This window comes from Arthrobacter sp. zg-Y1171, assembly GCF_025244845.1.
Lineage (GTDB): Bacteria > Actinomycetota > Actinomycetes > Actinomycetales > Micrococcaceae > Arthrobacter_B.
The window spans coordinates 2,849,670-2,872,768 of record NZ_CP104264.1 but is presented as its reverse complement, the minus strand read 5'-3'; the positions used below and the strand labels follow the sequence as shown (position 1 = coordinate 2,872,768).

Here is a 23,099-nt window from a genome sequence, read left to right as displayed (position 1 = left end):
GGTTCTGCACTGCTTCGAAGCACGCTTGGCTTGTACGCAGCCGAAGGTCTTTCCGCAAAATCAGTGAACCTCGGAACCTCGGAACATTTCTCCAGACCCTTACGACAAGCGCTTCTTCACTGCAGCAGCCAGAGTCTTGGTGACCTGCGCCCGAATAAGTTCCCCGGTGTGCTCGTAGCCCGACGGAACTTTGCCGTCCGCGTCAAGTTGGACGAACTGCCGGAGGACTTTGTCATACAGGTCCGTCACCTCGCTGATCGTGGATTCATCCCACACAGGCGCAGCCTCGAAGCCCTCGTCGAGGTGTTGCACGAGGGCGTTACCGATGAGTCGCTTTTCGGACTCGTTATCGAAGTCAAAGAGGGCTTCTTCAATCGTCTGAGTCTTGAGCTTGACGGTTTCGTCACCGTTGGTGAGCGCAGCGACTGCCGCCTGTTGGCTAGACTCGGTGAAAGCTTTGATGTCTCGGAGCAGCTTCCCGCCGCCGGTGGAACCGGCTCTGGTTCGCCCGCTGGTCGCAACAATCTCCCTTTCACGGCGGCGGAGGGTAGTCTCGTGAGCCTCTCGGAGCGCCTCCTCGGCGCCGGCTTGCGGCTCGGACAAACCGGCTGCCTTCGCCACAGCGACGTTTAGGACCTGCCAGCTGGCCTTCGCCGCAGTGGTCATCTCAAAGACTTTGCCGTACTTTAACTTGCGGAAGTCGCGGTAAGCAGCCAGGACGCTGTCCTTGTCGTTTGCACTGACCTTGCTCCAATCGAGGACCCTCCAACCTTCGAGGTTGCCTGTAGACACCCATCTGACGCCTTCGCAGCCGACTTCGTTGCTGCGGTACAAAGACGAGAGGTTTCCGTAGACGCTGGCGAGTCCTGCAGCGACGAGTTCCTGGTCCTGCTTGGAGACAGCTGTAGGCAGAGAGATTGCCTGGAAGTTATCCGTAGCGACGAATTCCTCATCGCTCCACCAGACCTGGGGCTGGAACTGTGGGTGCACTCCCACTGCGATGCGTGAGAGTTTCCAATGTACCGACCACCAGTTCTTTCCCTTAGCCTTCACACTCGGAGCGTCCGCCGCACCGGCTCGCTTCACCGCCCGGACGTAGGTGTCGAGACCGCCGCCCTTTGGCAGTGTCGCGGGAGCAGAGAGGATCCACCAAGCGGCAGTTGATGGGTCAAACTCCCCGGTCGCTTCATCTTTCGGGGAGCGGAAAAGCGGCGTCAGGTATTTTCGGTGGAGGGAGGTCTGGATATCGAAGCCCACAAGAGAGCGGAGGGCGCCGGATTTTTTCGGATCGCGGTCCTTGAGTCGGTAGAACGCATGACCGAGCTTGTTCCCACGGAAAAGAGAAACTCCGGTGATGGAGCCTAGCCGCGCGACGTTTGGAGCGTTCTCAAAATCGGATAGGCTCGACGCTTTGGTTCCCGCGATCAGCGCATCCCTCTCGGGCCTCAGCTCACTCAGATCGCGTACCTCATGGGCATCAGTGGGACGCGGGAAACCATCGACAACGGTGATAGTGCCGCTGACGGGCTCAAGGACGTTGACGAATTCAAAGCGACCGTACGGCCCTGAAGTGTGCTCGCGTCCCTTCAGGAACAGTGTTATCGGAGCGACGCGTGCATCAGAAAACCACACGTCAGATTCTGTGTGCCAGACCGAAACGTCAAAGCGAGAGCGAAGCCATTTCATCAGCGCAACGTGCTTCTCGTTCTGCAAAATAGCTGCAGGCAGGACGAGGGCGATCCGGCCGCCAGGCTTCAGCCACACCGCAGCGAGGAGCACAAACCATGCCGCCAAGTTGATGTTGTCGGGCAGGCCGGCGGGCAGGACAGTAGGGCCGGCATTTCCGGCGATAGCTGCAAGGTCTTTCTTGTAGGCCTCCGGAGTCAGCGCCTTCTCGTCATACGGGGGGTTGCCGAGTACGACTTCGAAGCCAGCGGGATAGTTGAGCCGATACGGCGCACCGACATTCGGCATGACCTCGACGGCGGCGTCACCTGGACGTATTGAGAGCCCATCGCGGTTCGACACCGCTGGGAAGTTGTGTCCCTTGTACACGTCGCGAGTAGCGAGGTTCACCGTGGACAGGTGCACAGCGAAGGAGTCTAAGTCGTTTCCGAATACTTGTTCGAGAACGACTTCGTGGGGCTTACTTTCTCGCAACCTTGTATAGGCCTCTACAAGGAACGTCCCGCCGCCCGCACAGAAGTCGACGACCCGATCGTCAGGAGTTTGAATTGCCCAGGCGGTCATGGCCCTGGCCAAACGAGTCTGAGTGTAGTGCTGGCCCATCTCCTGACGTTGGTCGGCCGAGATCAGCCGTTCGAAAATTACCCCGATGATCTCGGAGTTCACTTCCTCAAACCGGACGCCGTCTAGCGCCGCAAACAGTTCAAGCCATAAGGCGCGGAGTGTGTGGCTTTCGATGCTGAGTATGTACTTCGCGCCCTCGGAGAGGCCGAAAATGGTCTCGTAGTCACCAGTGACCCGAGTCGCCTCGGCGAGGTTCTTCAACAGTAACTCGCACATGAGTTCTGATGTGGCGGGCGATGCGCCAGAGAGAATTCCCTTAAGGGAGAACGTTGGGCGGACGGTTTCGTAGAACAACCCAGAGGTGAGCACCTCACCGATTGCCTGAGCGACAAAGTAGCGGACGACATCGACCTTCGTCGTGTCGAACCCGCGGTCCTTGGCCTCCTGAGCCACTTCGGCCGGGAGCTTCAGGGTGGAGATGGCGTCCAGCACCGAAGGAAGTGCCTCAGAGAGAAGAGCGTCCGAGGACGCCTTGAAGATGGCGAGATAGACCTCGTCCTTACCGACCTTGGAGACAGACTGACCCTGCTGAAGGAGGGCGCGGAGTTGCGCGAAGAATGCTTCGAGCCCAGGGCGGATTAGGGCGGTACGACGCTCGGGAGTGAGGACAGCCCACCAGTCGGGGACCATTGCCTCCTTCTCATCCAACAGGCTTAGTTCCCTGCCCACCAGCGCATTGAGGTAGCCGGAACTGGCGTCGTAAGCCCGCGCGTCAAACATCGCTACGGAAAGGAAGTTGGTGGTGAACGCCAACTGTCCACCGAGCGCCTTCGCTTTCGCAATGGCCCCTGTGACCTCGCCCAGAACGTATGGATGGAGGCCCTCCGGGGTCTCAGGACGCTTGGCTTCGCCCGAGATGAGAAGCTCACGGTTACCATCGGCCCGTCGGATCTCCACGTCGGGTCGCTTGTTTATCTTTTTCGCGTTGGTCTCGACCGCCCACTCGATCTTGAAGCCGAGCACCTCTTCGCCGATCTTCTCCGCAGTCTCTCGGATGTCAGAGAGCATCCCGACCTCATTACGACCGGTGGAGAAGCGTTTCGCCATTGATAGATCCTTCTGCTCGCATTCTTCGTTAACGAGCCAAGTCTAGTTGCGGCACCGTTTCGTCAGGACGTGACGCGGCCGGATGCCGATGGTTCTTCCGATCTCACTCCCGGCGTCGACTTCAAATTCGATCGATGACGTCCACTCCCAGCTATCAATCTGGTTCCGCCCACACTCTAGACCTTGGCCTCTTCGCGAATCGCATGATGTAGATGTAAGCAGTCCAGATGTAGCCAAGGGGCGGCAGGCACAACGAGGCACGCCTCGACCTTGCCCGCCTCACAGGCGGCAACGCGTTGTCGCTCGCGATTCAGGCGAAGCGCCAAGGAGCTCAACGCGTCTCCGTGCTCCCGCTAGTCCCGGTATCTGGGAGACACTGGTCCGACTGCCGAATAGCTTCAAACCTCGGCAGCGAAAAAAACCATATGATCCTTATTTCCGTAGCATCCACTCAACTGGCTATTACTGCTGGGTTTGGTGGCAGCTAGCTCATTTGGAACTGCAGGAGGAGCAGATCTACAGCCCCGTGCTCTCTGTTTCCTGACTGCTTCACGGGCAGCGGGGGGGGCAGCGTGCTGCGGGATCTTCGCCGAGCATCTCCGGAAGGTCCCATGCGAGGGCCCAGCGCGTCCTGACGTTGCGGTTTGCATCCTGCCGCGACGCATGACCTCAGCTATCGACCGCGCGCATAAGGCGCACACCGCACACACCATAACCGACATTATGTTGTGGGCTTTCAGTCACCTTTCCAAGCTGTCAGAAAAAATATCCATCGGTTATCCGCCCTGACCCTTGTGGCATGTCACAGTGTGTGAAGCTAGGACGCATGGCTGACATGGTGCGGGTTGGTGGGGTTGAGCGACCCTGTGATGAGGTTCTGGAATACGCGAGGGATTACCTCAGCGGAAACGGCAAATGGGCCTACCCGGCGTACGACTCGTACCCTGGAACACCGGGCGGGATGGTGGGTGACGCAGATTTGTTGGCCGTTTGTCTGCTGAACGCTGGTCAGCAGATGATTCCCGCCTACTACGGTCTGCAACGCCTGATAGAGGCCATGAACGAGACGCTTAGGCATCCCGACTTAGCCGGCAACTTCGCAGATGCTGGCCCCGAGACCCTGAGTGCAGTCGCCGATATGTTTGGCATCCTGGACAAACACCCCACACCCCACGTGCGCAAGACAAAGCTCATGAAGGTACTGCATCGAAAACGCCCGGAACTCATTCCCTTGTTCGATGAGAACATTCGTCGCTGCTACAGCGAGCTTGGTTCCCGGCCCGTACCAGCAGTAACGGGACGCCTGCACCGAGACTTCGCCATGGCATGGTTACCGGTTCTGCAGAGGGACCTGTGTGAGCAGCGGGGGTTTTGGGACGAGATCGTGAGCATGGCAGACCCAGCGGTGCCGATTACGCCATTGCGTGCTATGGACATCGTCGGATGGCACATGGGACGAAGGCCACGGTAAACGGGCAAAACTATGCTGACTGCCTCACCGGGTTGTCCCGTCCTGTGTTCGGCGCTCCTCCGCATCTGGACTCCACGACCTCGGAACCGTGCGGCGACGGAATCTTGCTCACCGTCAAGACCTAGAGCATCGACGGTGTCCATGCCAGGTGTAGGGAACTGAGTGCTGCAGGTGTTCCAGCAGCCAAGGTTTAGCGATCGCTGGATCCTCAAGTTGTCCCGGTTTTCTAGAAGCGATCCGTGCAGCTGACCGATTCGGAAGTAATTGCTCAGTCCAAGACCACGAATGCCCGCCAACGTCCAAAGGCGCTTCATATCGGGCCATAAGGTCATCCCACCGCTTCCATGGAAATGCCTCGGGGTTTTCGCCTGCTATAAAGCAGCACACCCACTACGCGCTGCCAGCACGTGCCCCCTGACGCATGCCGCACCCCCGGACATATCCACGAGATAGTCTCTCCTTAGGAGGCAGACAGTCACAGAGTTATTATCTCCAGACGATGAGTACGCCTTTTTCATGCTCGTCTAAGAAAACATCACCAGGCCCCTACTAACTAAAGGACAAGACAAAGTGAACGACCATATCCGGCAGGCGGGCAAGTTCGTAATGGAAAGCGTTCAGGAGTCCGCTCGCCAGGAGTCTCGCGATCAGTTCGACGACGGACACAAAAGGGGTTTCACCAGTGCTGCTGGCATCACTCTGCGTCATATCCAGGAGAAGCTCGACGTCTTCAAGGAGCAGATGAAGAGCCCCGGTCTGAATAAGGTCGAGCAAGCGGTCTACGCCCAACTGGACGAACTGAAGTCCGAGATCGAAGCAGACTGTGACGGCTACTGGCAAGGAAGCGGCGTTGACTGGCGTCCTCTCAAGCCCGTTGCCAAGGTAGTCGCCAGGCGAACCGAAGACTCAATGTCGGAGGACTGAAGCGTTACCGGGCTAGGCATCACCACCATTGCGTGGCCTGGAAGGGCTGCTGACTCGATCAGAGACCGGGGCGGCCGTGGCTCTAAACGATTGGATGGCCGGGCTGCCGCTTCCTATACCTGCCTGCGGGCGAACGACGGGTGTGGTTACGTCCTACTCGTTCGTGTCGTGCTGGCGGAGGATGAAGTCTGCCATCCCGGGGACGGTGAAGGCTACCAGTCCATGCTCCGGGGCATAAATGAGTCCTTTAGCTATGAGTCCCGCGCGTGCAGGCCCCAGGCTTTGATGACTCGATCGAAGGCGCTCGGCGACAGTTTTGGTAGTGCAGGCCTGTTCCCCGTCCTGCGCCATGGCACGTAGGTAATTGCGTTCGCTCCTGGTAGCCCGTTCCCACCGGGCCGGAAAAAAGCCGGAATCAAGCTGACTGCGCCCGGCCTTAATGGCTAAGACCGCGTCCGTCTGGGTGAAAGGTGTCGAGGGGGCAATATCCCAAATCGCCTTTCCATACTCCTGGATGAAGTAGGGATAGCCGCCGGCGGCCAGAGCGAGTTCTTCGACGGCTTTCGGCTCAAATCGCGCTCCGAACTTGACCGCCGGTTCTTCCAGTGCCTGGCGGGCAGCGGGTTCATCCAGGGGCCCTATCCGGCGGTAATCAAAGAGCCGCTCGGCGTAGGAGCGTGCCTCGCTGAGAACTGCAGGCAGGTTCGGCAGTCCGGCTCCGATGATGTAAAACGGCCATTCACGCTGGCCGGCCTGGTGCTGGACCGCGATCAAGGCCGCGAGCAACTCTGAGTCCAGGTCCTGCATCTCGTCGATAAACAGGCCGAACGCGCTTCGTTCCTCCTTCAAGGCAAGGGCGAGGTCCTCGACCATCTCCTCAAGATCGATTTCGATTGATCCCGAATCGGCCCTCCCTTGAGTGGTTTCGAAGCCGAATTCCGCTCCTGCTACGCCGACCGTCGCGGAGAAGGAGCTGATGCTTTTTACGGCTTCCTTGATCTTTGATGTGGTCGAGCGCCGTACGAGTTTGCGCGAAGCCATCAATAGTTCCCGTGCGAGTTTCTCGCGCATTACTGTTGCGCCGGTTCCCCCGGACATCCCCTCTAACCCGATGGTGAACCACCCCATCCGGTCTGCGTGGGCCCGCAGCGAGTTCAGCAGAACTGTTTTACCCACGCCCCGCAGGCCGGTAAGCACCATGCCCCGGCTGTGCAGCTGCCGCTTGCTGCGGGCAACGATCAGGTCGAAGGCGTCGATTTCGGCTGTCCGGCCTGTCATGGAGGGTGGCCGCAGGCCGGACCCGGGTGCGTAAGGGTTGAGCTCACTGTGCATGTAACAGAGTCTATCCACGTATAAGAAAATAGCTATACATCCCTAGACATCCTTAGGCCGTCCGGCACCCGACGCGCCCTTCCAAGGCGTTCGCTGAATGATGCGGTACGCAGTGCTACGCGCGACCTTGAACTGCTCAGCGATCTCGGCCGTGGTGCGCTGCCCCGACTTATGCAGGGAGACCATGTCGACTTCTGGGTTCTCGGCGACGCAAATTGTTGCTGCGAGGAGATAGGTTTGTGTAAAGGAGGCGCGCCTCGTCTTTGGGGCTTCGCAAGCGGCCCCCTTGGCCTCAGCTCCCAAGCGGTGTAATGATGCTGACGACGCGCAGGGCACGTTACGTATAAACCGGGAGGCAGTGGTGGCTGTAACAGCAGCGGAAGCCAAGCGTGATCTGACCCGTCTCATCGAACAGGTCAACTCGGACCGGATAGACATCGAGATCGTGGCGGAGCGCGGGTCCGCAGTATTGATGTCCAAAGACGCGTATGACTCCTTGATGGAAACCAACTATCTCCTTAGCTCGCCCCAAAACGCGCAGCGGCTCTTGGCGTCACTCGCATCTGCACGGAGTGGCACGACGGAACATAAATGCTCGGAACCGTGACCCACGCCTAAGAAGACCTCGGAACCCGGTGGACCGTTTCCAGGCTGGATTCCCTTTTCAACGACCTGCCCGTGGCGGCAGACTCGAATATGGTGAACCTTGCCAATACTTGTAAGGCGCCACCCATCACCACCGAACTAAGCACCTTCTCTAACTAATTGGGCCAGATTCGGAACACTCAGAACATCCCAACAGGTTGAGGACTGCGCGAAATCCTATGCCAGCTACCTCTCATGGGTTGCTCAACCAAGCATGGGTGTGCCCCCTGCCCCACAGTCAGCTATCGCCGAGCCTTTCGGCGATGGAACCCTGCTCGCGGTCAAAGACTGGAGTATTGACGGGGTACGCAATCTGCATGAGGAGCTCTTGGCCGCCGGCATACCAGGAAAGGTAGCGGACAACCGTGAACCCAAGTCGTTCCGCAGTTCCCATCAGACTTATCCTGGGCCACGGCCCGACGGCAACGCGGTACGCACCTAGTGGCTGCCACCGGGGCCGGCATCGCCTCGTATGTGGTCCCCGTCTGCCTGTGACACACGTGCCGGCAGCAAGCGGCAGCCGACGCCCCCCGGCTGCTAGCAGCTGTATGCGGATCCTGAGTATTAGTTTCTTCGTGAACTTGAAACCGGGTCGACAGGGTTCAACTTGTACGCCGCTACGGTGTGACCGCTGGCGCGATATTCCGAGGCCCCCGGCGGGACCATGAAGGTGTTGTAGGCCGCCATATCGCTGCGATGAGCGACGTAAACGCGTGTCCACTCGCCGGATTCGCCGGTGATTGCAGACAGCTGACGGGCAAATAGTCCGCTTTGGCGGAGCTGCACGCCTTCGACCGCTTGCGCGTGAAACCAGTCACGGTAGCGCTCGTATATGAAGCTAAAGGTCACGAATGGTGCGAAGTCCTGAACATGGGTCTGCCAAAACAGTCGGACGTGCTCGTCTATGGGTACCCGACAGGATGGTAGACGTTCCGGTATGGCATTCATACGATCGGGGGGTGCCGAAGGACTCGTCGTTGCGTGGTTGCCTTCTTTCACCTCTTTGTCCGTACGGCAGCACGGGATGAGTCTCACGCCAGCGGAGTGTACGGAGTACCTGAACGTTCTGATCGTCCAGCCCTCATCCAGGAGCTCCAGAACGCTGTCGGCGGCTCTTGGATGGATGGACGCTGCGATGATCATGAGTGCCGGAAGATCATTCAGGGTTTCTGGCAGCGGACGTCCGAAGCGTTGTTGGAAAGCCACTGGCAAGTCGATCTCCAGATCACCGTCAGCGACGATCTGGATCAATTCGTCTCTGTTCATCCGCTTGATTGAGCGGCGGTAGCCAAGAACCTGAGCAATGACGGAGGGGGATGCTTCGTTCAGCTTCAGCTCGACGATGTGTATTACGCCGGCAGAGTCGATCGCGAGCAGGTCAATTAGCCCACCGCCCACCTTCACTTGTCGTCCGATGATCAATAGGTCCTGCACGATAAGAGAAAGATGGTCCTCCAGATAGTCCTCCAGCTCCTTCTCAAGCCGGAATCCGCGCAGTTTCGTCAGTTCGGTCATCGCCTATCGTCCGATCCTTCGTGTAGTGCCTGTCCTGTTGATGTGTGTAGCTGGAGAAATCTGCCCGGATAGGCCAGTATCCGGCGCGATTCAGGTGAACCTTTTGACTTGCAGATCCGCAAGCTCACACACAAGGGGGGAGGTCTGACAGCCGAGCTCCTGATCCAGGACGGCTTTCAGGCGAGCAGCGAGGACCTCTCGGTAGAGAGAACCGGAACCTTCCCTAATATGCTCTGGACGCTCCGACCGAGAATTGTCATCGGACGCAGAAACTGTGCTGCGTTCAATGAGGAGTCGGCGTATCGCCGAGTCCCTCATCTGGGTGCCGGTCGTTTTCCAGACTGTGTCAAGAAGGGCCTTCTCCTCGTTGCTGGCGGCACCGCTCTGAGCAAGCACGGTCAGCATGGCGGCACCATATCCAAACTTGCGGTCGCTAGGGGAAGCCATCGCCTCAAAGGCCCACATGGCGCGGGTCCACCATTCCCTATTGGAATAGAAGTTTCTTGGACCACAGAACGAGGGCACCATCCGGTTCATGTTCACCTGGCGTTTCATACATCACCTCGAATCAGCAGTAAGTCATTCAATGCGGAGGTCCCGGAGTGTAATCCTGACGCCGTAATCGGCGTCCGACATCGGGGGTACCTAAATAATAAACAAACGGCATGTGTTTTGCGAATTGCCAGAAATGGGAAAAATACGCATATCCCGCACCTCAAAAATCTATTGATAAATGAGGATAAAATGCATATTTGGCTATATTGACTAAGTGCGCCGGCCGTCGTTTGCTGGGGCCGGGAGCTTCGAAGGGAAGCCCAGGGGGATGAGCATCCTGTCAATGCTGGGCAAACGAGCGTCGTCCGCGCACCCCGTGCACTCCTCGCATTAGCGCTACCTCATCCACCCCCATCCTCTCCGAACCCAGTTCCCCAAGCCGGAGGGAACGCCGTTGCACAATGGCTGCCCCACCAATTTCGCCTCGCGGTTCCGCGGTGTCAGCCGTCCCGGCCGCACACCCTTGACGACCGCACCATCGATCCCGGAAGGAGGTGAGGCCGGTGTGTTCGTTGCTAATGGGTGAAGGTCAGCGGGGACTTAGGCGGAGGCCACATCCCGGATCCCAGCGATGGTTCTTCAGCCCTCGTTTTCTTGCTTTCTGACGGACATCCAAATAAATGACTGGACCGGAACCAGCCCGGTTCTGGTCCGGTTCGGGGCCAGAACCGGGATATCGATAGAGGCCGCCCCGCACTGTGTCCATTTGTGGGCCGGACGTGGGCCATTGCCGGGCTACGAAAGCCCTGGTGATCGCGCTGGGCCAGATTAGGGTCCGATCCGTCCGGATCATGCCCAGATCTGGTCCAAAAGCGGCCCGATACCCTTGGAAGCCCGCAAGTAATCAAAACTTCACTCAAGAACACCCGTTGTCGTCCTTGACGGGACAGTTTTTGACCAGAATCGGGCCAGCTTTGTCCACAACGTTGCAGCCTTAGGGCTGCATTTTTTACCATCCCGGCGGCCGGGGGCGCCAAGCCAGGGCGGAAGGCAAGCTGCCAGGAGTGTGGACGGATGGAGCGGGTGGCGATTCGAGGTCCGGAACGGATCCGCTGAGGCCGCCGGCTACCTCCATTCGGGAAGGATCCACAGAGTCCGCCGGCGATCCTGGAACGACGTTCTGCAGTGCCTTCGGAACAGCCGGCCGCGGCCGGCTGAGCAGTTCGTTGCGGCCACGGTGAAGCTGTGGCCACGAGCGCTGAAACAGGAGCTGTGACAGCCCCTGCAGCGGCTGCGTTTCGAGCACGGAACCGTCTTCGTTCCTCAGTCGTCTCCGCGCTGCCACCTCGTACGGGATCGCTGCTCCTGCGTCACAGCGCCCTGTCGGTGTGAGAAATGAAGACGATGACTTCGTCCCCTTTTTGGGCATGAACACGGTGCCGCTCCTTCGTCGGACCCCGTGACGCTGCTTCGCAGCACCGCTTTCCACCGGGTGCCACGCACCCCAAAACCCGGTGGAAAGCCAGCAGCCCAAAACCCGCGGAAAGTAGCACCACTCCAACCCGACCTTCCACCAGTGGAAACCATAAATGGTCGGGTTGAAAGCCAGCGGTGGAAGCTACTTTCCAAGCGAGAGGCACACTGCGTCTGCTTCCTACCGGGTGCCATGCACCTAAAAACCCGGTAGGAAGCAAAAGGCCCGAAACCCGCGGAAACTAGCGCCACCTCTACCCTCCCTCCTACGAGTAGGAACCATAAATGGTCGGGTAGGAAGCAGGTGGTAGGCGCTACTTTCCTCTGAAACACCAGCAGAACTCCCCTCGATCTTCCGCTAAAGCTCCAGATGCGAGGGAAAAAGGGAAAGGGCATAAGGGGGGATGGCACCTCGCTACGCTTCGGTGGTCGGCACAGCCGACATCCCTTCGGTCGCTGCGCTCCGGGCCCCTACTACGTTCGCTGGCGCTCTCTTGCCCCGCCAATGCTGCGCATCGTCGGGGTGCCCCTGGAACCATCGCTGGCGCGCGCCTCTCTCCTTCGGCAGGAACCGCGCCTTCGGACTGGAGACCGGGATCCCGTGTCAACCCTCTGACGCCGCACGGTTTTCAGCTTCCCACAGCCAGAGCATCCGTTTGGTCGTGCCTACGACAGCCGCGCTAGGGTCGGCTGCGTTCTCAAGCACGGTAACGGGGATGGCTCCAGGACATGGAACTTCTACTTCTTTGAGGATGGGCCGGGACACCCCTAAGCGCTGTGCCTTTCCAGGGACTGCCACCACATATGTATGACGGGGCGTGGAGGTGAGCCATCTTTTCATCGATCGGGCCTTGACACGGGAGAATTGCGTCTCTCGGAACCTTGCAACGATGGCGGCCGGCACGTCCAGGGGAACATGACCCCAGACGGTAAGTTCCCTCCACTCATCATCCATGTTGCACAGCTGGCCTTCCGACTCCGCTGGCCCCATCGGATGCTCGATAAAGTCTTGGATCCGGATGCTTTGCGGGTCGTCCGGAGTCTCGATGCCTGACCTGATCACTGACGCCAGGTTCTGAGCCCACCCAACGACCTTGAGTGCCTGCTCCTCCAGGGCTGGAAGGGCATCCGGGCCATCCATGGCATCGACATCAGTGAAAGTCCATGGGCGGCTAACGACGCGCAGAGATGGGGGGAGATCAGGGTGCCCCGCCGGCCAGACGGTCACCCGGGATCCATCCTTGGCCGTGACGACCTGTTTAGCCGCTTCCAGCTGGTTCACCAAGGTGGACGTGCGCTTGACGAAGGGTTCGGACAGCCTCGCGGCAAGTGCAGTCTGCCTAATCCCCGGCTCGGCAGCCGCGATGTCCCGCACTGATTGATACACGTCAATAAGCTTGAGTGACTCCAGCAAACGGTCCCGCTGTTCGGAGATATGGTCCAGCCTGCCCTGCAGGCTGGCCTTGTGCCGCTGCATCTGGTCCTCATAGGGCATCAGACCTGAGACCGTAATTCCCTGAGCGCTAAGGTCCGGCAGTTTTGTCGGCTCATCTAGCCCGGCACTGATCTGTTCCAGTGCTTTGGACTCTGTGGCTGCGGCCAAGCGGATGAGGTCGTCCCTTCCTGCTGTAGCTGCGGCAGTGGCGTGCACGGGATGGATCCACCTCCAGTTCGTCGCCTGACCACCGTCCAGTGTGGACTGCCTCTCCAGCCGTGCTTTCAGGCCCGTCTCGAGGAGTTCCATGGCGGTATCGGTTTCCCCGCGGTCCATGGCCGCCAGGGAAACGAACAGGGCGTTCTCGGACAACTGCAGGAGGCAGTTTTGGAGTGCCGCCGGCATGTCGTACTCTAAGGCCATTTTTCTCTTGTGTTCGATAGTCATGATCCCCCTGGTCACTCGTTTTCCGGTCATCCTATCGGCGGATCTCAGCCTTTGAGTTCCGACGTCACAGTCCCTGCTGCGCACCCGCTGCGCAGGCTCAACTTCAGCCCCTGTCCCCGGGGGCAGGGGCTGAAAGTCAGTCGGTACCTTGTCCGGGTTAGGATCAAATCTCGACGAAAGAAGGGCGGCGGACCGGTGCAGAACCTGTGGAATTTCCGGAGCAGAGCAGTGAACGGGGGTGTCTGGAAAGAGACCCCGCTGTTCCTCAGTTGGTCCCTCCCTGGCGCCCACACGGTCTCGGACGATAACCTCCCGGATGAGATGAGCGCCGAACAGGCCTTGGGCGCCTGGATCCAGCACATAGGACGACGGGGGACGCTACCCATCTCCTGGGCGATTTCCGGCCCTGCGATCTACGAGAAGGCTCCGTTCTGCCCTGACGATGGCCCGTACCCTGAGAACTTCCTCAGCTTCTACACCTGGCCGGTACACTCCGTGTCGGGAACGAGACTGAACTTCCTCCACCTGCCAGTCGAAGACGAGCTGTGGGAAGCCGGACGCAACAGAGGCAAGGCGGGCTTCGTCCAGGCGGCACTCGGATGGAAGCCAAGCCCACTGCAACAGACAATGGACCTGGAGATACTGGTCAAAAGCAAGTCGGCATTCGCCACCTATTAGGCAGAGATTTCGTACTGTTTGACGACGAAGCTACCTAGCTCAAAAGGGTGAAGCGTCGAAGGGCGCTGTTGCTCTTGACGCTCCCCTGGACAGCGCAGCGAAGTATCTCAGGAGCCGAGAGCATTCAACGTCAGATACTGGACCAAACACCACGATGCGCACATACCCGAACGCACGGGCTCTGCCTAGCAGCACCCGCGCGAGTCCGTGGGCCTTCCACTTGGAAACTGGTGAGGAGGACGCTCCTGTCGTTTGCCCTGCGTTGGGCGGAACAGCTGGGAGGCTGGGGACAGCCGAACCCGCCAGTCACGAAGTCGCCAGAAATGTCGTGCTCTGGCCCGCTTCGTCCGGTTAGGTTTTTTTGTTCAGCACGTAGCTTTAATAGCGGGACGGATCCTGCCGCGTGTTAGTTCAAACCTTAGGTTTGACTTGGACCGTTTCTTTAACTTGCTCCCACCCCGCAAGGCGGCGTCCCTTCCCGATTGGACAAATGGAAACGCTCATCAGGAAGTCCACGACCGCCCGGCGACGAGCGAGGGTAGCGGACTCCCACCAAGCTCGGACGTCCTCGACACCGACCAGGTCGGCAAAGGGGCTCCGGCTGGTGACGCGCGTGATTTCCTCGTCGAGTGTCCTCAGCTGGTCTTCCAGATCATTAAGCCGATCCTCGGCGTCTGCGAGCCGGGCAGGGTCGTCGTCGATGAGTGAGAAGACGTTTTTCCTGCTCGCTCGGAGCGCCTCGCGGCGGTTATGCAGCGCGGAGATGTCCGCCCCGTTGGTCTCAGGCACGAGTAGGGCCGCTGCATCGGCCTCCGACAGGCGAGCAACGCACAATGCTGCGACATAGTCGTCGATGACGTCCCCGTTCCGCATGAAGTGACCGTTTACGCAGCGGTAGGTGTGGTAACGCTGGCTAGGAGCGGTGCCGGTGCCGTCCCTTCGGGCTGTTGGATGCGTCTCTCCACGTGCTGAACGAACGGGCTCGCTGCAGACGGAACAAGTGGCCAAACCGGATAGCAACCATCTACGGGCGGTGCCATTGTGATTAGGTTTGACACCGACCAGGCGGCCGCGTGCGGCGATCAACTGTTCGACTTCCACAATCGCTTCCCAAGCACCAGGAGTGCACGCCCCCAGGTCGATCTGTGCCAGGGAATGCTTGCCGGAGGGCTGGGCCGGCGGCAACAGGGCTGCATAGAACGGGTTCATGAGGATCCGGCGCACATTGTCCGAGCGCCACCTTGCGCCTTTGCGCGTTGAACTGCCAGCGCCGTTGAGGTCTCGAGCTATTTGTCCGAGCGATGCACCTACGAGAAACTCGGTGAAAATCTTTCGGACGTCCGAGGCTTCGGTTTCATCTACGACGTAGCGAGTGTTTGCAGGGCCTCGGTCGGGTGCGGACACCCATCGGTATCCGTGCGGTGTCTTCCCTGCGCCTGGATGGCCTTCCTTGCGGCGCTCTGCGGCGTAACGAGCTGCGCGCGCCGCCTTGATTTTGACCTCGCGCTCGGCGAGGAGCACCAGCTGTTTAAGCATGAAGTCATCGACGTCGGTGTCGATGCCCTCACGGATCACTACAACACGGACGTCACGGCGGGGCGGGCATACGTCGAGGACATCAGTGAGGCTTCGGGTCAGCCGCGATGTTTCCGTGACTAGCAATAGGTCAAACGTACCGGCATCGAACTCACCCAGCATCTTGTACCAGTCGGTCTTCGGGCCGCGGGCCTTGCTGGCGCCGGTATCGTTGTCCCGGAACTCAGCCACTACGCGCCAGCTCCGCCGGGCGGCCTCCGCCCGGCAATCATCGAGTTGCTGGACGATGCCCTGGTCAACGTCCTCCGACTGACGGGCGTATATGGCAACTCGGGGACGAGCGGTTGTGGCAGGAGACATGCGTCACAGCTTAGCTGAAAGTATGTCTAAGACCGTGCACGGCGGCGGCCGTGGCTTTTGCGGGTTTGCTGGCCATCATTCTGGGCGGTGACGAGGTCCGCGGCATGCTGGTCTCGCTCATCCGGTCCGCGCTGACTTTGGGGTAGGCGAAGGAAGGAGCGCGGAACAGTGCCCACGGGACAAACATGTCTGGACCAGCCGTCACAGCGGAGTCGGCGGGGAAAACAGCCGTGAAACCACAGGACGCGAGGCAGAAGATGACAGCCGCCGGTGCGGCACGCGAAACTCCGAGACAGAGCGACCGCGGAGCGGTGACAGCCGAGTTCGCGGTGGCGCTGCCAGCCATTGTGCTTGTCCTGGTGGGCGGGCTGACCGGTATTTCCGCAGGTATCACCCAGCTTCGGCTGGAGGAGGCAGCCCGGGCGGCGGCGCGTGAGGTCATGCGCGCAGATCAGCCCGCCGCGGCGGCTGCAGTTCAGCGGCTGGCCGGCGATTCGGCCGAGCTGATCCTCTCTGTTGAGGGGGCATGGACCGCTGTGGAGGTCCGCAGCTCCCTGACCCTGCCCGTGCTGAGCCTGCTCCCGCTGGAACTCTCCGCGGACGCCGTCGCTTTCCCGGGGGACGGAGGCCTGCCGCATGGCATTCCGTCCACCGGATAAACCCCAAGCCGACGTTGCGGCAGGAGCCCGAGGGGATCCCGAAGCCAGCCGTCCGGAAGGCAGTATGGAAGGCAGGACGGAAGGCAGGACGGAAGGCAAGGCGGAACCGGCCAACCCCGGAGCTGCTAACACCGAGCCGAATGACCGGGGTGCCGGTACGGTTGCCGCGCTGGCGATCTGCATGGTGTTGCTGGGGTTCTCCGTGGTCGCGCTGGTGATGGTGCAGGCATCGGTGGCTGCTGTAAGGGCCGCCGCTGCCGCGGATCTCGCCGCGCTCGCCGGTGCGGATGCCCTGCGCGGGCTGGGGCCGTCCGGAGCCGCCCCCAGCGCGGACTACGCTGCCGGCATTCAGGGTTTCAGCGGCCTCGATGCCGGTGCGGGCGCCGACGCCGGCAATCAGGGTTCCAGTCGCCTCGATGTCGATGTCGATGTCGATGCCGATGCCGACACCGGTGCAGGTGCCGCTTCCCGCACCGGGAATGCCTGCAGGGTGGCCGGAGAAGTGGCCGCGCGCAACAACGCAGCACTGCGCGACTGCACTGCGGATCCACGTTCCGGCTCCGTCACCGTGGAAATGGAAGTGCAGGTCCCGGCGCTTCCGGTGCCGGCCACGGCCCGGGCGCGAGCCGGACCTCCCGGCTAGGTCTGGCGGCCGTCCGGCTAGGAGGTCAGGGCCAGGGCCTCCGGAGCGTGGTCCAACAGCACATTCAACAGCGTGACGGCACCCTTCTTATCCAGCGGATTGTTCTTGTTGCCGCACTTGGGGGACTGCACGCAGGAGGGGCAGCCGCCGTCGCATTCGCAGGCACGGATGGCATCGCGGGTCGCAGCCAGCCAGATCCGTGCCGCCTCGTAACCTCGCTCGGCAAAGCCGGCGCCGCCGGGATGCCCGTCGTACACGAAGATGGTCGGCTTCTCAGTGTCTGCATGCAGGGCAGTGGACACCCCGCCGATGTCCCAGCGGTCGCTGGTCGCCACGAGCGGCAGCATGCCGATGGAAGCGTGTTCGGCGGCATGCAGGGAACCGGGGAAATCAGCAGGGGCAAGCCCGGCCGAGACGAGGAACTTCTCATCTATGACAAACCACACGGCCTTGGTGAACAGTTCCTTGGCCTCCAGTTCCAACGGCTCCTCACCGAGGATCTCGTTCGAGATCAGGGCCTTGCGCTGGTAGGAGACCACCTGCGTGGTGACCTTCACCGTGCCGAAGCAGACCTGGATGCCGTTCCACTCGGAGGTGCGGTCCGTTTCCAGCACCTCTACCTGGGTAATGTCACGGGCCTGGGTGTAGAACTCCGGATTGGTGCGGGTGACCATGGCGCAGTGGTCGGCCTCGTTGAGCTCATCCACCAGGAACGTCTGCCCCTGATGGACGTAGATTGCCCCGGTGTGCGCCTGGTACTGCGCCTGCGGGGAGTCCATGGTGCCCAGCAGCGTGCCGGTTTCCGTCTCGACGATGTTGATCGGCCCGCCGCCGGCCGCCCGCAGGTTGACCATGGACGCGGCGCTTTCCGGATGCGTCCAGAACCAGCCGGAGGGCCGGCGCCGCAGATAGCCCTGGTCCACGAGCTGCTCCAGCAGCCCGCCCGCGGTGGGACCGAACAGCTCCCGTTCGTCCGGAGTTATCGGCAGCTCGGCTGCGGCAGCGCAGAGATGCGGTCCCAGCACGTACGGGTTGGACGGGTCAAAGACCGTCGCCTCCACGGAAATGTCGAAAATGGCCTCGGGATGGTGCACCAGATAGGTGTCGAGCGGATCGTCGCTGGCGACAAAAGCGGCCAGCGCATCCTGCCCGGACCGCCCGGCCCGGCCGATCTGCTGGAACAGCGATGCCCTGGTGCCAGGCCAGCCGGCAACCAGCACCGCGTCCAGCCCGGAAATGTCTATGCCCAGTTCCAGCGCCGAGGTGCTGGCGATACCCAGCAGTTCACCGCTGCGCAGCCGCCGTTCCAGCTCCCGCCGTTCCTCCGGCAGGTAGCCGGAACGGTAGGCCGCCACCCGGTCCGGCAGGGATGGATGTACCTCGTCCAGCAGCCGCCGGGTGATGGTGGCAATGGTTTCCGCCCCGCGGCGGGATTTGATGAACGCGATGGTGCGGACCTGCGCTGCGACCAGGTTGGCCAGCAGATCGGCGGTCTCCGCCACCACTGTGCGCCGCGACCGTGCTCCGTTCTCGCCCTTCAGCTCGGTCAGCTGCGGCTCCCACAAGGCCACCGTGGTGGACCCGTGCGGCGAATGGTCCTGCGTCACCGCGGTGACCGGTGCACCGATCAGCCGGCTGAAGGAATCCGACGGTTCGGCGGAAGTGGCCGAGGCACCGATGAACACCGGATCGGCACCGTAGTACCGGCAGATCCGCCGGAGCCGGCGCATCAGGTTGGCGACATTCGAACCGAAGACCCCGCGGTAGCTGTGCGCCTCGTCGATGATGACGTATTTCAGGCGTCGGAAGAACCGCGCCCACCAGGCGTGGTTCGGCAGGACGCCGAAGTGCAGCATGTCCGGGTTGGCGAGCACGAGGTTGGCATGGTCCCGGATCCAGCGCCTGGCACCCGTGTCCGTGTCGCCGTCGTACGTCTCGGCCCGGACCGTGGGAAGCTGCAGCGACTTGACCGCGGCAAGCTGATCGGCAGCCAGCGCCTTGGTGGGGGCCAGATACAGTGCGACGGCGCCGGAGGGCTCCAGCGTGGCGCGGTCGTCGAGGGAAGTGCGGTGGATCGCGTCGAGGACGGGCAGCTGGTAGGCCAGCGACTTGCCCGACGCCGTGCCGGTGGCAATGATCGTGTGCTGCCCGCTGTGTGCGGCTTCGGCGGCTTCCATCTGGTGTGCCCACGGCTCGTGGATGCCGCGGCGTTGGTAGGCGGCAACGACGTCGGGGTGCGCCCATTCGGGCCACGGCGCGGTGACGGCACGGCGCGCAGGAATATGGTGCACGTGCATCAGCTGCTCGGGCTCGGCGCCGCCGCCCAGCAGCGGAATCAGGGAATCATGAAGAGCCACGTGCTCATTGTCCCACCCGGAAATCCGCGGGCACGCTTGTTCACTGCCGGGGGAAAAGGGGGTACGAAGGTCAAAGCCGCGGCTCGAACATAACGACGGCGGCGAGGGACTCCCAGCCCAGGTACCGGTAGAGCTCCTGCCCGTCCAGCGAGGCGATAAGCAGCCCGGAATCGGCATCGTCCTCCAACGCCAGCGCGGTTAATGCCCGCATCACGTAGCTTCCCAAGCCCCTGCGCCGGTACGCAGGCTCGGTGATGATCCGATCAAACACGGCGTAACCGTCGATCACAGCGACCCGTCCCTGCGCTATCGGCTGCCCCGCGTCAAGCACCGTTACGGTGCCCACCTTGTTCTCGTGGGTGCTTTCGGTCTCATAGCCGTCCCACGGCAGCACGGGGTATTCGATGTCCTGGCCCGCCATATCGGCGACCATCAGGACCTCGTCGCTTGAACGGATGTGCAGCCCGTACACGGACGCCGCCCCATGGATTTCGTGGACCCGCGTGGTCACGATGGTGAACAGCCGGGTGGGGCTGTGCCGGGCGGAAGAAGCCAGGGCGGCGAACTCGTCGTGGGAGGGTTCGAGCGCGAAATACTCCCAGTCATTGGTCCGGTCATGCAGGAGTGCCGCCGGAAAGCGGCCCTCATGGCGGGTCCGGTACCCCCGGGCCTGGGCCCACCCGGAGACCCAGGTCTCAAGCAAATCGTCATCCAGCGCTCTCATAGATGCACACTAGCGGCCACCCGGTGCGAACGGTATGCATCCGAGATGAAATGCGCATGCCTGCCTCGGTCTACCCTTGTCTTGTGGCACTGAACCGAATCGCACTGTATTACGCTTTCACTCCTCTTCCCGATCCGGAGGCAATCCGCCTCTGGCAGCGCGCGCTCTGTGAAAAACTGGGCCTGCGCGGGCGCATCCTGATCTCGCAGGACGGCATCAACGGCACCGTCGGAGGAGAGCTGGACGCCGTCAAGGCCTACGTCAAGGCCACCCGGGAATACCCCGCCTTCAAGAAGATGGACATCAAGTACTCCGAGGGCTCCGCGGAGGATTTCCCGCGCCTGAGCGTGAAGGTGCGCAACGAGATAGTGAGTTTCGGCGCACCGGGCGAATTGAAGGTGGACGAAAACGGCGTGGTCGGCGGCGGCACGCACCTGCGCCCGGAAGAACTCCACCAGCTGGTCGAAGAGAAGGAAAAGGCCGGCGAGGAAGTGGTCTTTTTCGACGGACGCAACGCCTTCGAAGCGCAGATCGGAAAGTTCAAGGGCGCCGTGGTGCCCGACGTGTCCACCACGCATGACTTCATCGCCGAACTGGAATCGGGCAAGTACGACGACCTCAAGGACAAGCCGGTAGTCACCTACTGCACCGGAGGCATCCGCTGCGAGGTGCTCTCCAGCCTGATGGTGAACCGCGGGTTCTCCGAGGTCTATCAGATGAAGGGCGGCATTGTCCGATACGGGGAAACCTACGGCGACAAGGGCCTCTGGGAAGGCTCGCTCTACGTCTTTGACAAGCGGATGCACACCGAATTCACGGACGACGCCGTGACCATCGGCCAGTGCGTGCGTTGCCAGGCCCCCACGAGCAAGTTCGAGAACTGCTCCAACCCGTCCTGCCGCAAGCTGACCCTGTACTGCGCGGACTGCGCCTCGGACCCCGCCACGCTCCGCTGCCCCGACGGCTGCGACGGGTAACGCCCCAAACTTACTTAGGCTGCGGCTAACTGCCTATATACTTCCCCACCCGCCGTTGTTAGCATCGCGGCACGGGCGCTGGCGCCCGGAACAGGCCTGAGCGGAACCGGCGTCTGCCGGGCACCCCGGATTCGGGCGCAGCCCAAAGGCGGGGGAATATGGAAACGGTTGACACGGCAGACGCCGCAAAGAAGACAAATGAATGGGACCGGATAGTCGATGTCCTGGTGGTGGGATCGGGCGCAGCCGCGCTGACAGCGGCCATCACCGCAGCGGACGAAGGACTGGATGTCCTGGTCGTGGAAAGCACCAAGCTCTGGGGCGGCACCACCTCCATTTCCGGCGGCGGTCTCTGGATGCCCAACAACCCCCTGATGAAAGAGGCAGGGGTGCAGGACAGCCAGGAGAACGCGCTCACCTATATGGAAGAGGTGATTGCCGACGTCGGTCCGGCCTCCTCGCGCGAACGAAAACTCGCGTTCCTGCGCACCGTGCCCGAGGTCGTGACGTTCCTGGGCGGTCTCGGGGTGCAGTGGATGCGCTCCAAGGACTACCCGGACTACTACCCGGACCGGCCCGGCGGCATGGTCGGACGTTCCCTCGAGGTGAAGGCCTTCGACACGAAACTGCTGGGGCCGTGGTTCAAGCAGTCCCGTCCGGCGGCATCGGGCATCCCCGCGCCGCTGGCCACCGACGACGTCTGGGAGCTCTCCAGGGCCTGGTCTACGCCGAGCGGGTTCATCCGCGGTGCCCGCTTCGTTTTCCGCACCCTCGGGGGCCTGGTCCGGGGCAAACGGCTGTACGGCCTGGGCGGAGCCCTGTCCTCCTCGCTGATGTACATCGTGCGTAACCAGCAGACGCCGGTCTGGCTCTCGGCACCGCTGACGGACCTGGTCCAGGACGACGACGGCGCGGTGCTGGGCGCCGTCGTCCGCCGTCAGGGACGGGACGTCCGGATTCGGGCACGGCGCGGCGTGGTGCTGGGCGCCGGCGGCTTTGCACGAAACGCCGAATGGCGGGAAAAGTACCAGGGCCTGGAGAAGGAATACTCCTCGGCGCCGGAAGGCGACCTCGGACAGGCCATCGACATTGTGGCCTCCCGGGGCGGCGCTCTGGCGCTCATGGACGATGCCTGGTGGGGGCCGACCGCCGTCGGGCCCAAGGGAAAGGTCACCTTCACCCTTGCCGAGCGGTCCATGCCGTTCTCCCTGGTGGTGGACGCTGCGGGCAAGCGGTTCCTGAACGAGTCCGAATCCTACGTGGATTTCGGCCACCACATGCTCGAGAACAACAGAAAAGTACCGGGCGATCCCGCCTGGCTGGTGTTCGAGGCCCGGCACGCCCGCCGCTACCTGTTCAACGCCCTGCTGATCGGGCGCAAGGACTGGACGCGGCAGGGACTGCTGCTTCGGGACGACACGGTGGAGGGGCTGGCGGAGAAGATGGGTGTGCCGCCGGCCGCCCTGCAGGCCACTGTGGAACGGTTCAACGGCTTCGCGCGGACCGGCGTCGACGAAGATTTCCATCGCGGTGACACCGTCTATGACAACTACTACAGCGATCCACGGGTGAAGCCGAACCCGAACCTGGGTCCGCTGGAGAAGGCGCCGTTTTCCGCCGTGCGCCTGTACCCCGGAGACCTGGGCACCAAGGGCGGACTGGTGACGGACGCCGATGCGCGGGTGCTCCGCGAGGACGGCAGCGTCATTCCCGGCCTGTATGCCGCGGGAAACACCACCGCGTCCGTCATGGGCCGGACCTATCCAGGGGCCGGGGCAACCATCGCACCGGCCGTGGTCTTCGGTTACCGTGCTGCCCGGCACGCGGCGGCCCACGGGCTCTCCGCTGTGGACCCGGCGGAGGCAACACCGGCGGTATTTGAGTCAGCACCGGCGGAGGCAACACCGGCAGCACCGGCAGCACCGGCAGCAACACCGGCGTCGGCGGCCGGAGTGCAGGGCACGGCCGGGTAGAGGGCTCTCCGGCAGGGCGGACGGGCATCCGGATGCGAAGGAGGTGCCCGTCCGCCGATTGCACGGACCGCCGATAGCGCGGCCCTAGACTGGGGGAT

General features: G+C 61.8%; 18 protein-coding genes. 9 read left to right on the top strand and 9 right to left on the bottom strand.

The genetic code is table 11. From position 1 onward, the window contains the following. Positions 1 to 99: 99 nt before the first annotated feature. Positions 100 to 3,357: a class I SAM-dependent DNA methyltransferase gene (locus N2L00_RS13460; RefSeq protein WP_255862536.1), complete on the bottom strand. Its 3,258-nt coding sequence runs from the start codon at positions 3,355 to 3,357 to the stop codon at positions 100 to 102. 826 nt (positions 3,358 to 4,183) lie between these two features. Between N2L00_RS13460 and N2L00_RS13455 the strand changes: the two genes are divergently transcribed. Beyond that, positions 4,184 to 4,828, top strand: coding sequence for a DUF6308 family protein (locus tag N2L00_RS13455; RefSeq protein WP_255862537.1), 645 nt, complete (start codon positions 4,184 to 4,186; stop codon positions 4,826 to 4,828). 570 nt (positions 4,829 to 5,398) lie between these two features. Beyond that, positions 5,399 to 5,752, top strand: coding sequence for a hypothetical protein (locus tag N2L00_RS13450; protein ID WP_255862538.1), 354 nt, complete (start codon positions 5,399 to 5,401; stop codon positions 5,750 to 5,752). Positions 5,753 to 5,905: 153 nt separating this feature from the next. Here the strand turns inward: N2L00_RS13450 and N2L00_RS13445 are convergent, their stop codons facing one another. Both N2L00_RS13445 and N2L00_RS13440 read right to left on the bottom strand, forming a co-directional pair. Beyond that, positions 5,906 to 7,084: an ATP-binding protein gene (locus N2L00_RS13445; protein WP_255862539.1), complete on the bottom strand. Its 1,179-nt coding sequence runs from the start codon at positions 7,082 to 7,084 to the stop codon at positions 5,906 to 5,908. 42 nt (positions 7,085 to 7,126) lie between these two features. Beyond that, entirely contained in the window at positions 7,127 to 7,270 is a 144-nt protein-coding gene (locus tag N2L00_RS13440; RefSeq protein ID WP_255862540.1) for a helix-turn-helix domain-containing protein, read from the bottom strand. Positions 7,271 to 7,442: 172 nt separating this feature from the next. Between N2L00_RS13440 and N2L00_RS13435 the strand changes: the two genes are divergently transcribed. After that, complete coding sequence (locus tag N2L00_RS13435; RefSeq protein ID WP_312847315.1) at positions 7,443 to 7,691, top strand: type II toxin-antitoxin system prevent-host-death family antitoxin; 249 nt, start codon at positions 7,443 to 7,445, stop codon at positions 7,689 to 7,691. 602 nt (positions 7,692 to 8,293) lie between these two features. On the opposite strand, the gene N2L00_RS13430 is transcribed toward N2L00_RS13435, so the two are convergent. The 3 genes from N2L00_RS13430 to N2L00_RS13420 form a co-directional block, all read right to left on the bottom strand. Beyond that, positions 8,294 to 9,244: an endonuclease NucS domain-containing protein gene (locus tag N2L00_RS13430; protein WP_255862542.1), complete on the bottom strand. Its 951-nt coding sequence runs from the start codon at positions 9,242 to 9,244 to the stop codon at positions 8,294 to 8,296. Positions 9,245 to 9,334: 90 nt separating this feature from the next. After that, positions 9,335 to 9,799, bottom strand: a complete 465-nt coding sequence (locus N2L00_RS13425; RefSeq protein ID WP_255862543.1) for a hypothetical protein — start codon at positions 9,797 to 9,799, stop codon at positions 9,335 to 9,337. Positions 9,800 to 11,816: 2,017 nt separating this feature from the next. Continuing rightward, on the bottom strand, positions 11,817 to 13,094 hold the full coding sequence (locus tag N2L00_RS13420) for a hypothetical protein (protein WP_255862544.1): 1,278 nt from the start codon (positions 13,092 to 13,094) through the stop codon (positions 11,817 to 11,819). Between the two features lie 321 nt (positions 13,095 to 13,415). Between N2L00_RS13420 and N2L00_RS13415 the strand changes: the two genes are divergently transcribed. Further along, on the top strand, positions 13,416 to 13,772 hold the full coding sequence (locus tag N2L00_RS13415) for a hypothetical protein (protein WP_255862545.1): 357 nt from the start codon (positions 13,416 to 13,418) through the stop codon (positions 13,770 to 13,772). Positions 13,773 to 14,183: 411 nt separating this feature from the next. Here the strand turns inward: N2L00_RS13415 and N2L00_RS13410 are convergent, their stop codons facing one another. Beyond that, positions 14,184 to 15,668, bottom strand: coding sequence for a recombinase family protein (locus tag N2L00_RS13410; protein WP_255862546.1), 1,485 nt, complete (start codon positions 15,666 to 15,668; stop codon positions 14,184 to 14,186). Between the two features lie 50 nt (positions 15,669 to 15,718). Here N2L00_RS13410 and N2L00_RS13405 point away from each other — a divergent pair, with 50 nt between their 5' ends. From N2L00_RS13405 to N2L00_RS13395, 3 genes are all read left to right on the top strand, one after another. Beyond that, a complete protein-coding gene (locus N2L00_RS13405) occupies positions 15,719 to 15,814 on the top strand; it encodes a DUF4244 domain-containing protein (protein ID WP_255862547.1) in 96 nt (31 codons plus the stop codon). Between the two features lie 84 nt (positions 15,815 to 15,898). Further along, positions 15,899 to 16,327: a TadE family type IV pilus minor pilin gene (locus N2L00_RS13400; protein WP_255765047.1), complete on the top strand. Its 429-nt coding sequence runs from the start codon at positions 15,899 to 15,901 to the stop codon at positions 16,325 to 16,327. Next, the gene (locus tag N2L00_RS13395) at positions 16,305 to 16,970 is read left to right on the top strand and encodes a hypothetical protein (protein WP_255862548.1); all 666 of its coding nucleotides are present in this window, start codon (positions 16,305 to 16,307) and stop codon (positions 16,968 to 16,970) included. Before N2L00_RS13400 ends, N2L00_RS13395 begins: the two co-directional genes overlap by 23 nt. Before the next feature lie 17 nt (positions 16,971 to 16,987). On the opposite strand, the gene N2L00_RS13390 is transcribed toward N2L00_RS13395, so the two are convergent. Continuing rightward, positions 16,988 to 19,327, bottom strand: a complete 2,340-nt coding sequence (locus N2L00_RS13390; RefSeq protein ID WP_255765045.1) for a DEAD/DEAH box helicase — start codon at positions 19,325 to 19,327, stop codon at positions 16,988 to 16,990. Between the two features lie 70 nt (positions 19,328 to 19,397). Further along, entirely contained in the window at positions 19,398 to 20,051 is a 654-nt protein-coding gene (locus N2L00_RS13385) for a GNAT family N-acetyltransferase (protein WP_255765044.1), read from the bottom strand. A gap of 83 nt (positions 20,052 to 20,134) precedes the next feature. Between N2L00_RS13385 and N2L00_RS13380 the strand changes: the two genes are divergently transcribed. Together N2L00_RS13380 and N2L00_RS13375 are read left to right on the top strand one after the other, a co-directional pair. Next, positions 20,135 to 21,028 carry a rhodanese-related sulfurtransferase gene (locus N2L00_RS13380; protein WP_255765043.1) on the top strand — a complete coding sequence of 298 codons (894 nt, stop codon included), beginning with the start codon at positions 20,135 to 20,137 and terminating at the stop codon, positions 21,026 to 21,028. A 158-nt stretch (positions 21,029 to 21,186) separates the two neighbouring features. Continuing rightward, complete coding sequence (locus N2L00_RS13375; RefSeq protein ID WP_255862550.1) at positions 21,187 to 23,001, top strand: FAD-dependent oxidoreductase; 1,815 nt, start codon at positions 21,187 to 21,189, stop codon at positions 22,999 to 23,001. The last annotated feature ends 98 nt before the right edge of the window (positions 23,002 to 23,099 follow it).

What these genes read in the sequence shown, in the direction of transcription:
- N2L00_RS13460 (WP_255862536.1), bottom strand. Translation starts at nt 3,357, where the DNA reads ATGGCGAAACGCTTCTCCACCGGTCGTAATGAGGTCGGGATGCTCTCT.
- N2L00_RS13455 (WP_255862537.1), top strand. Translation starts at nt 4,184, where the DNA reads ATGGCTGACATGGTGCGGGTTGGTGGGGTTGAGCGACCCTGTGATGAG.
- N2L00_RS13445 (WP_255862539.1), bottom strand. Translation starts at nt 7,084, where the DNA reads ATGCACAGTGAGCTCAACCCTTACGCACCCGGGTCCGGCCTGCGGCCA.
- N2L00_RS13440 (WP_255862540.1), bottom strand. Translation starts at nt 7,270, where the DNA reads ATGGTCTCCCTGCATAAGTCGGGGCAGCGCACCACGGCCGAGATCGCT.
- N2L00_RS13430 (WP_255862542.1), bottom strand. Translation starts at nt 9,244, where the DNA reads ATGACCGAACTGACGAAACTGCGCGGATTCCGGCTTGAGAAGGAGCTG.
- N2L00_RS13425 (WP_255862543.1), bottom strand. Translation starts at nt 9,799, where the DNA reads ATGAAACGCCAGGTGAACATGAACCGGATGGTGCCCTCGTTCTGTGGT.
- N2L00_RS13420 (WP_255862544.1), bottom strand. Translation starts at nt 13,094, where the DNA reads ATGACTATCGAACACAAGAGAAAAATGGCCTTAGAGTACGACATGCCG.
- N2L00_RS13415 (WP_255862545.1), top strand. Translation starts at nt 13,416, where the DNA reads ATGAGCGCCGAACAGGCCTTGGGCGCCTGGATCCAGCACATAGGACGA.
- N2L00_RS13410 (WP_255862546.1), bottom strand. Translation starts at nt 15,668, where the DNA reads ATGTCTCCTGCCACAACCGCTCGTCCCCGAGTTGCCATATACGCCCGT.
- N2L00_RS13395 (WP_255862548.1), top strand. Translation starts at nt 16,305, where the DNA reads ATGGCATTCCGTCCACCGGATAAACCCCAAGCCGACGTTGCGGCAGGA.
- N2L00_RS13385 (WP_255765044.1), bottom strand. Translation starts at nt 20,051, where the DNA reads ATGAGAGCGCTGGATGACGATTTGCTTGAGACCTGGGTCTCCGGGTGG.
- N2L00_RS13375 (WP_255862550.1), top strand. Translation starts at nt 21,187, where the DNA reads ATGGAAACGGTTGACACGGCAGACGCCGCAAAGAAGACAAATGAATGG.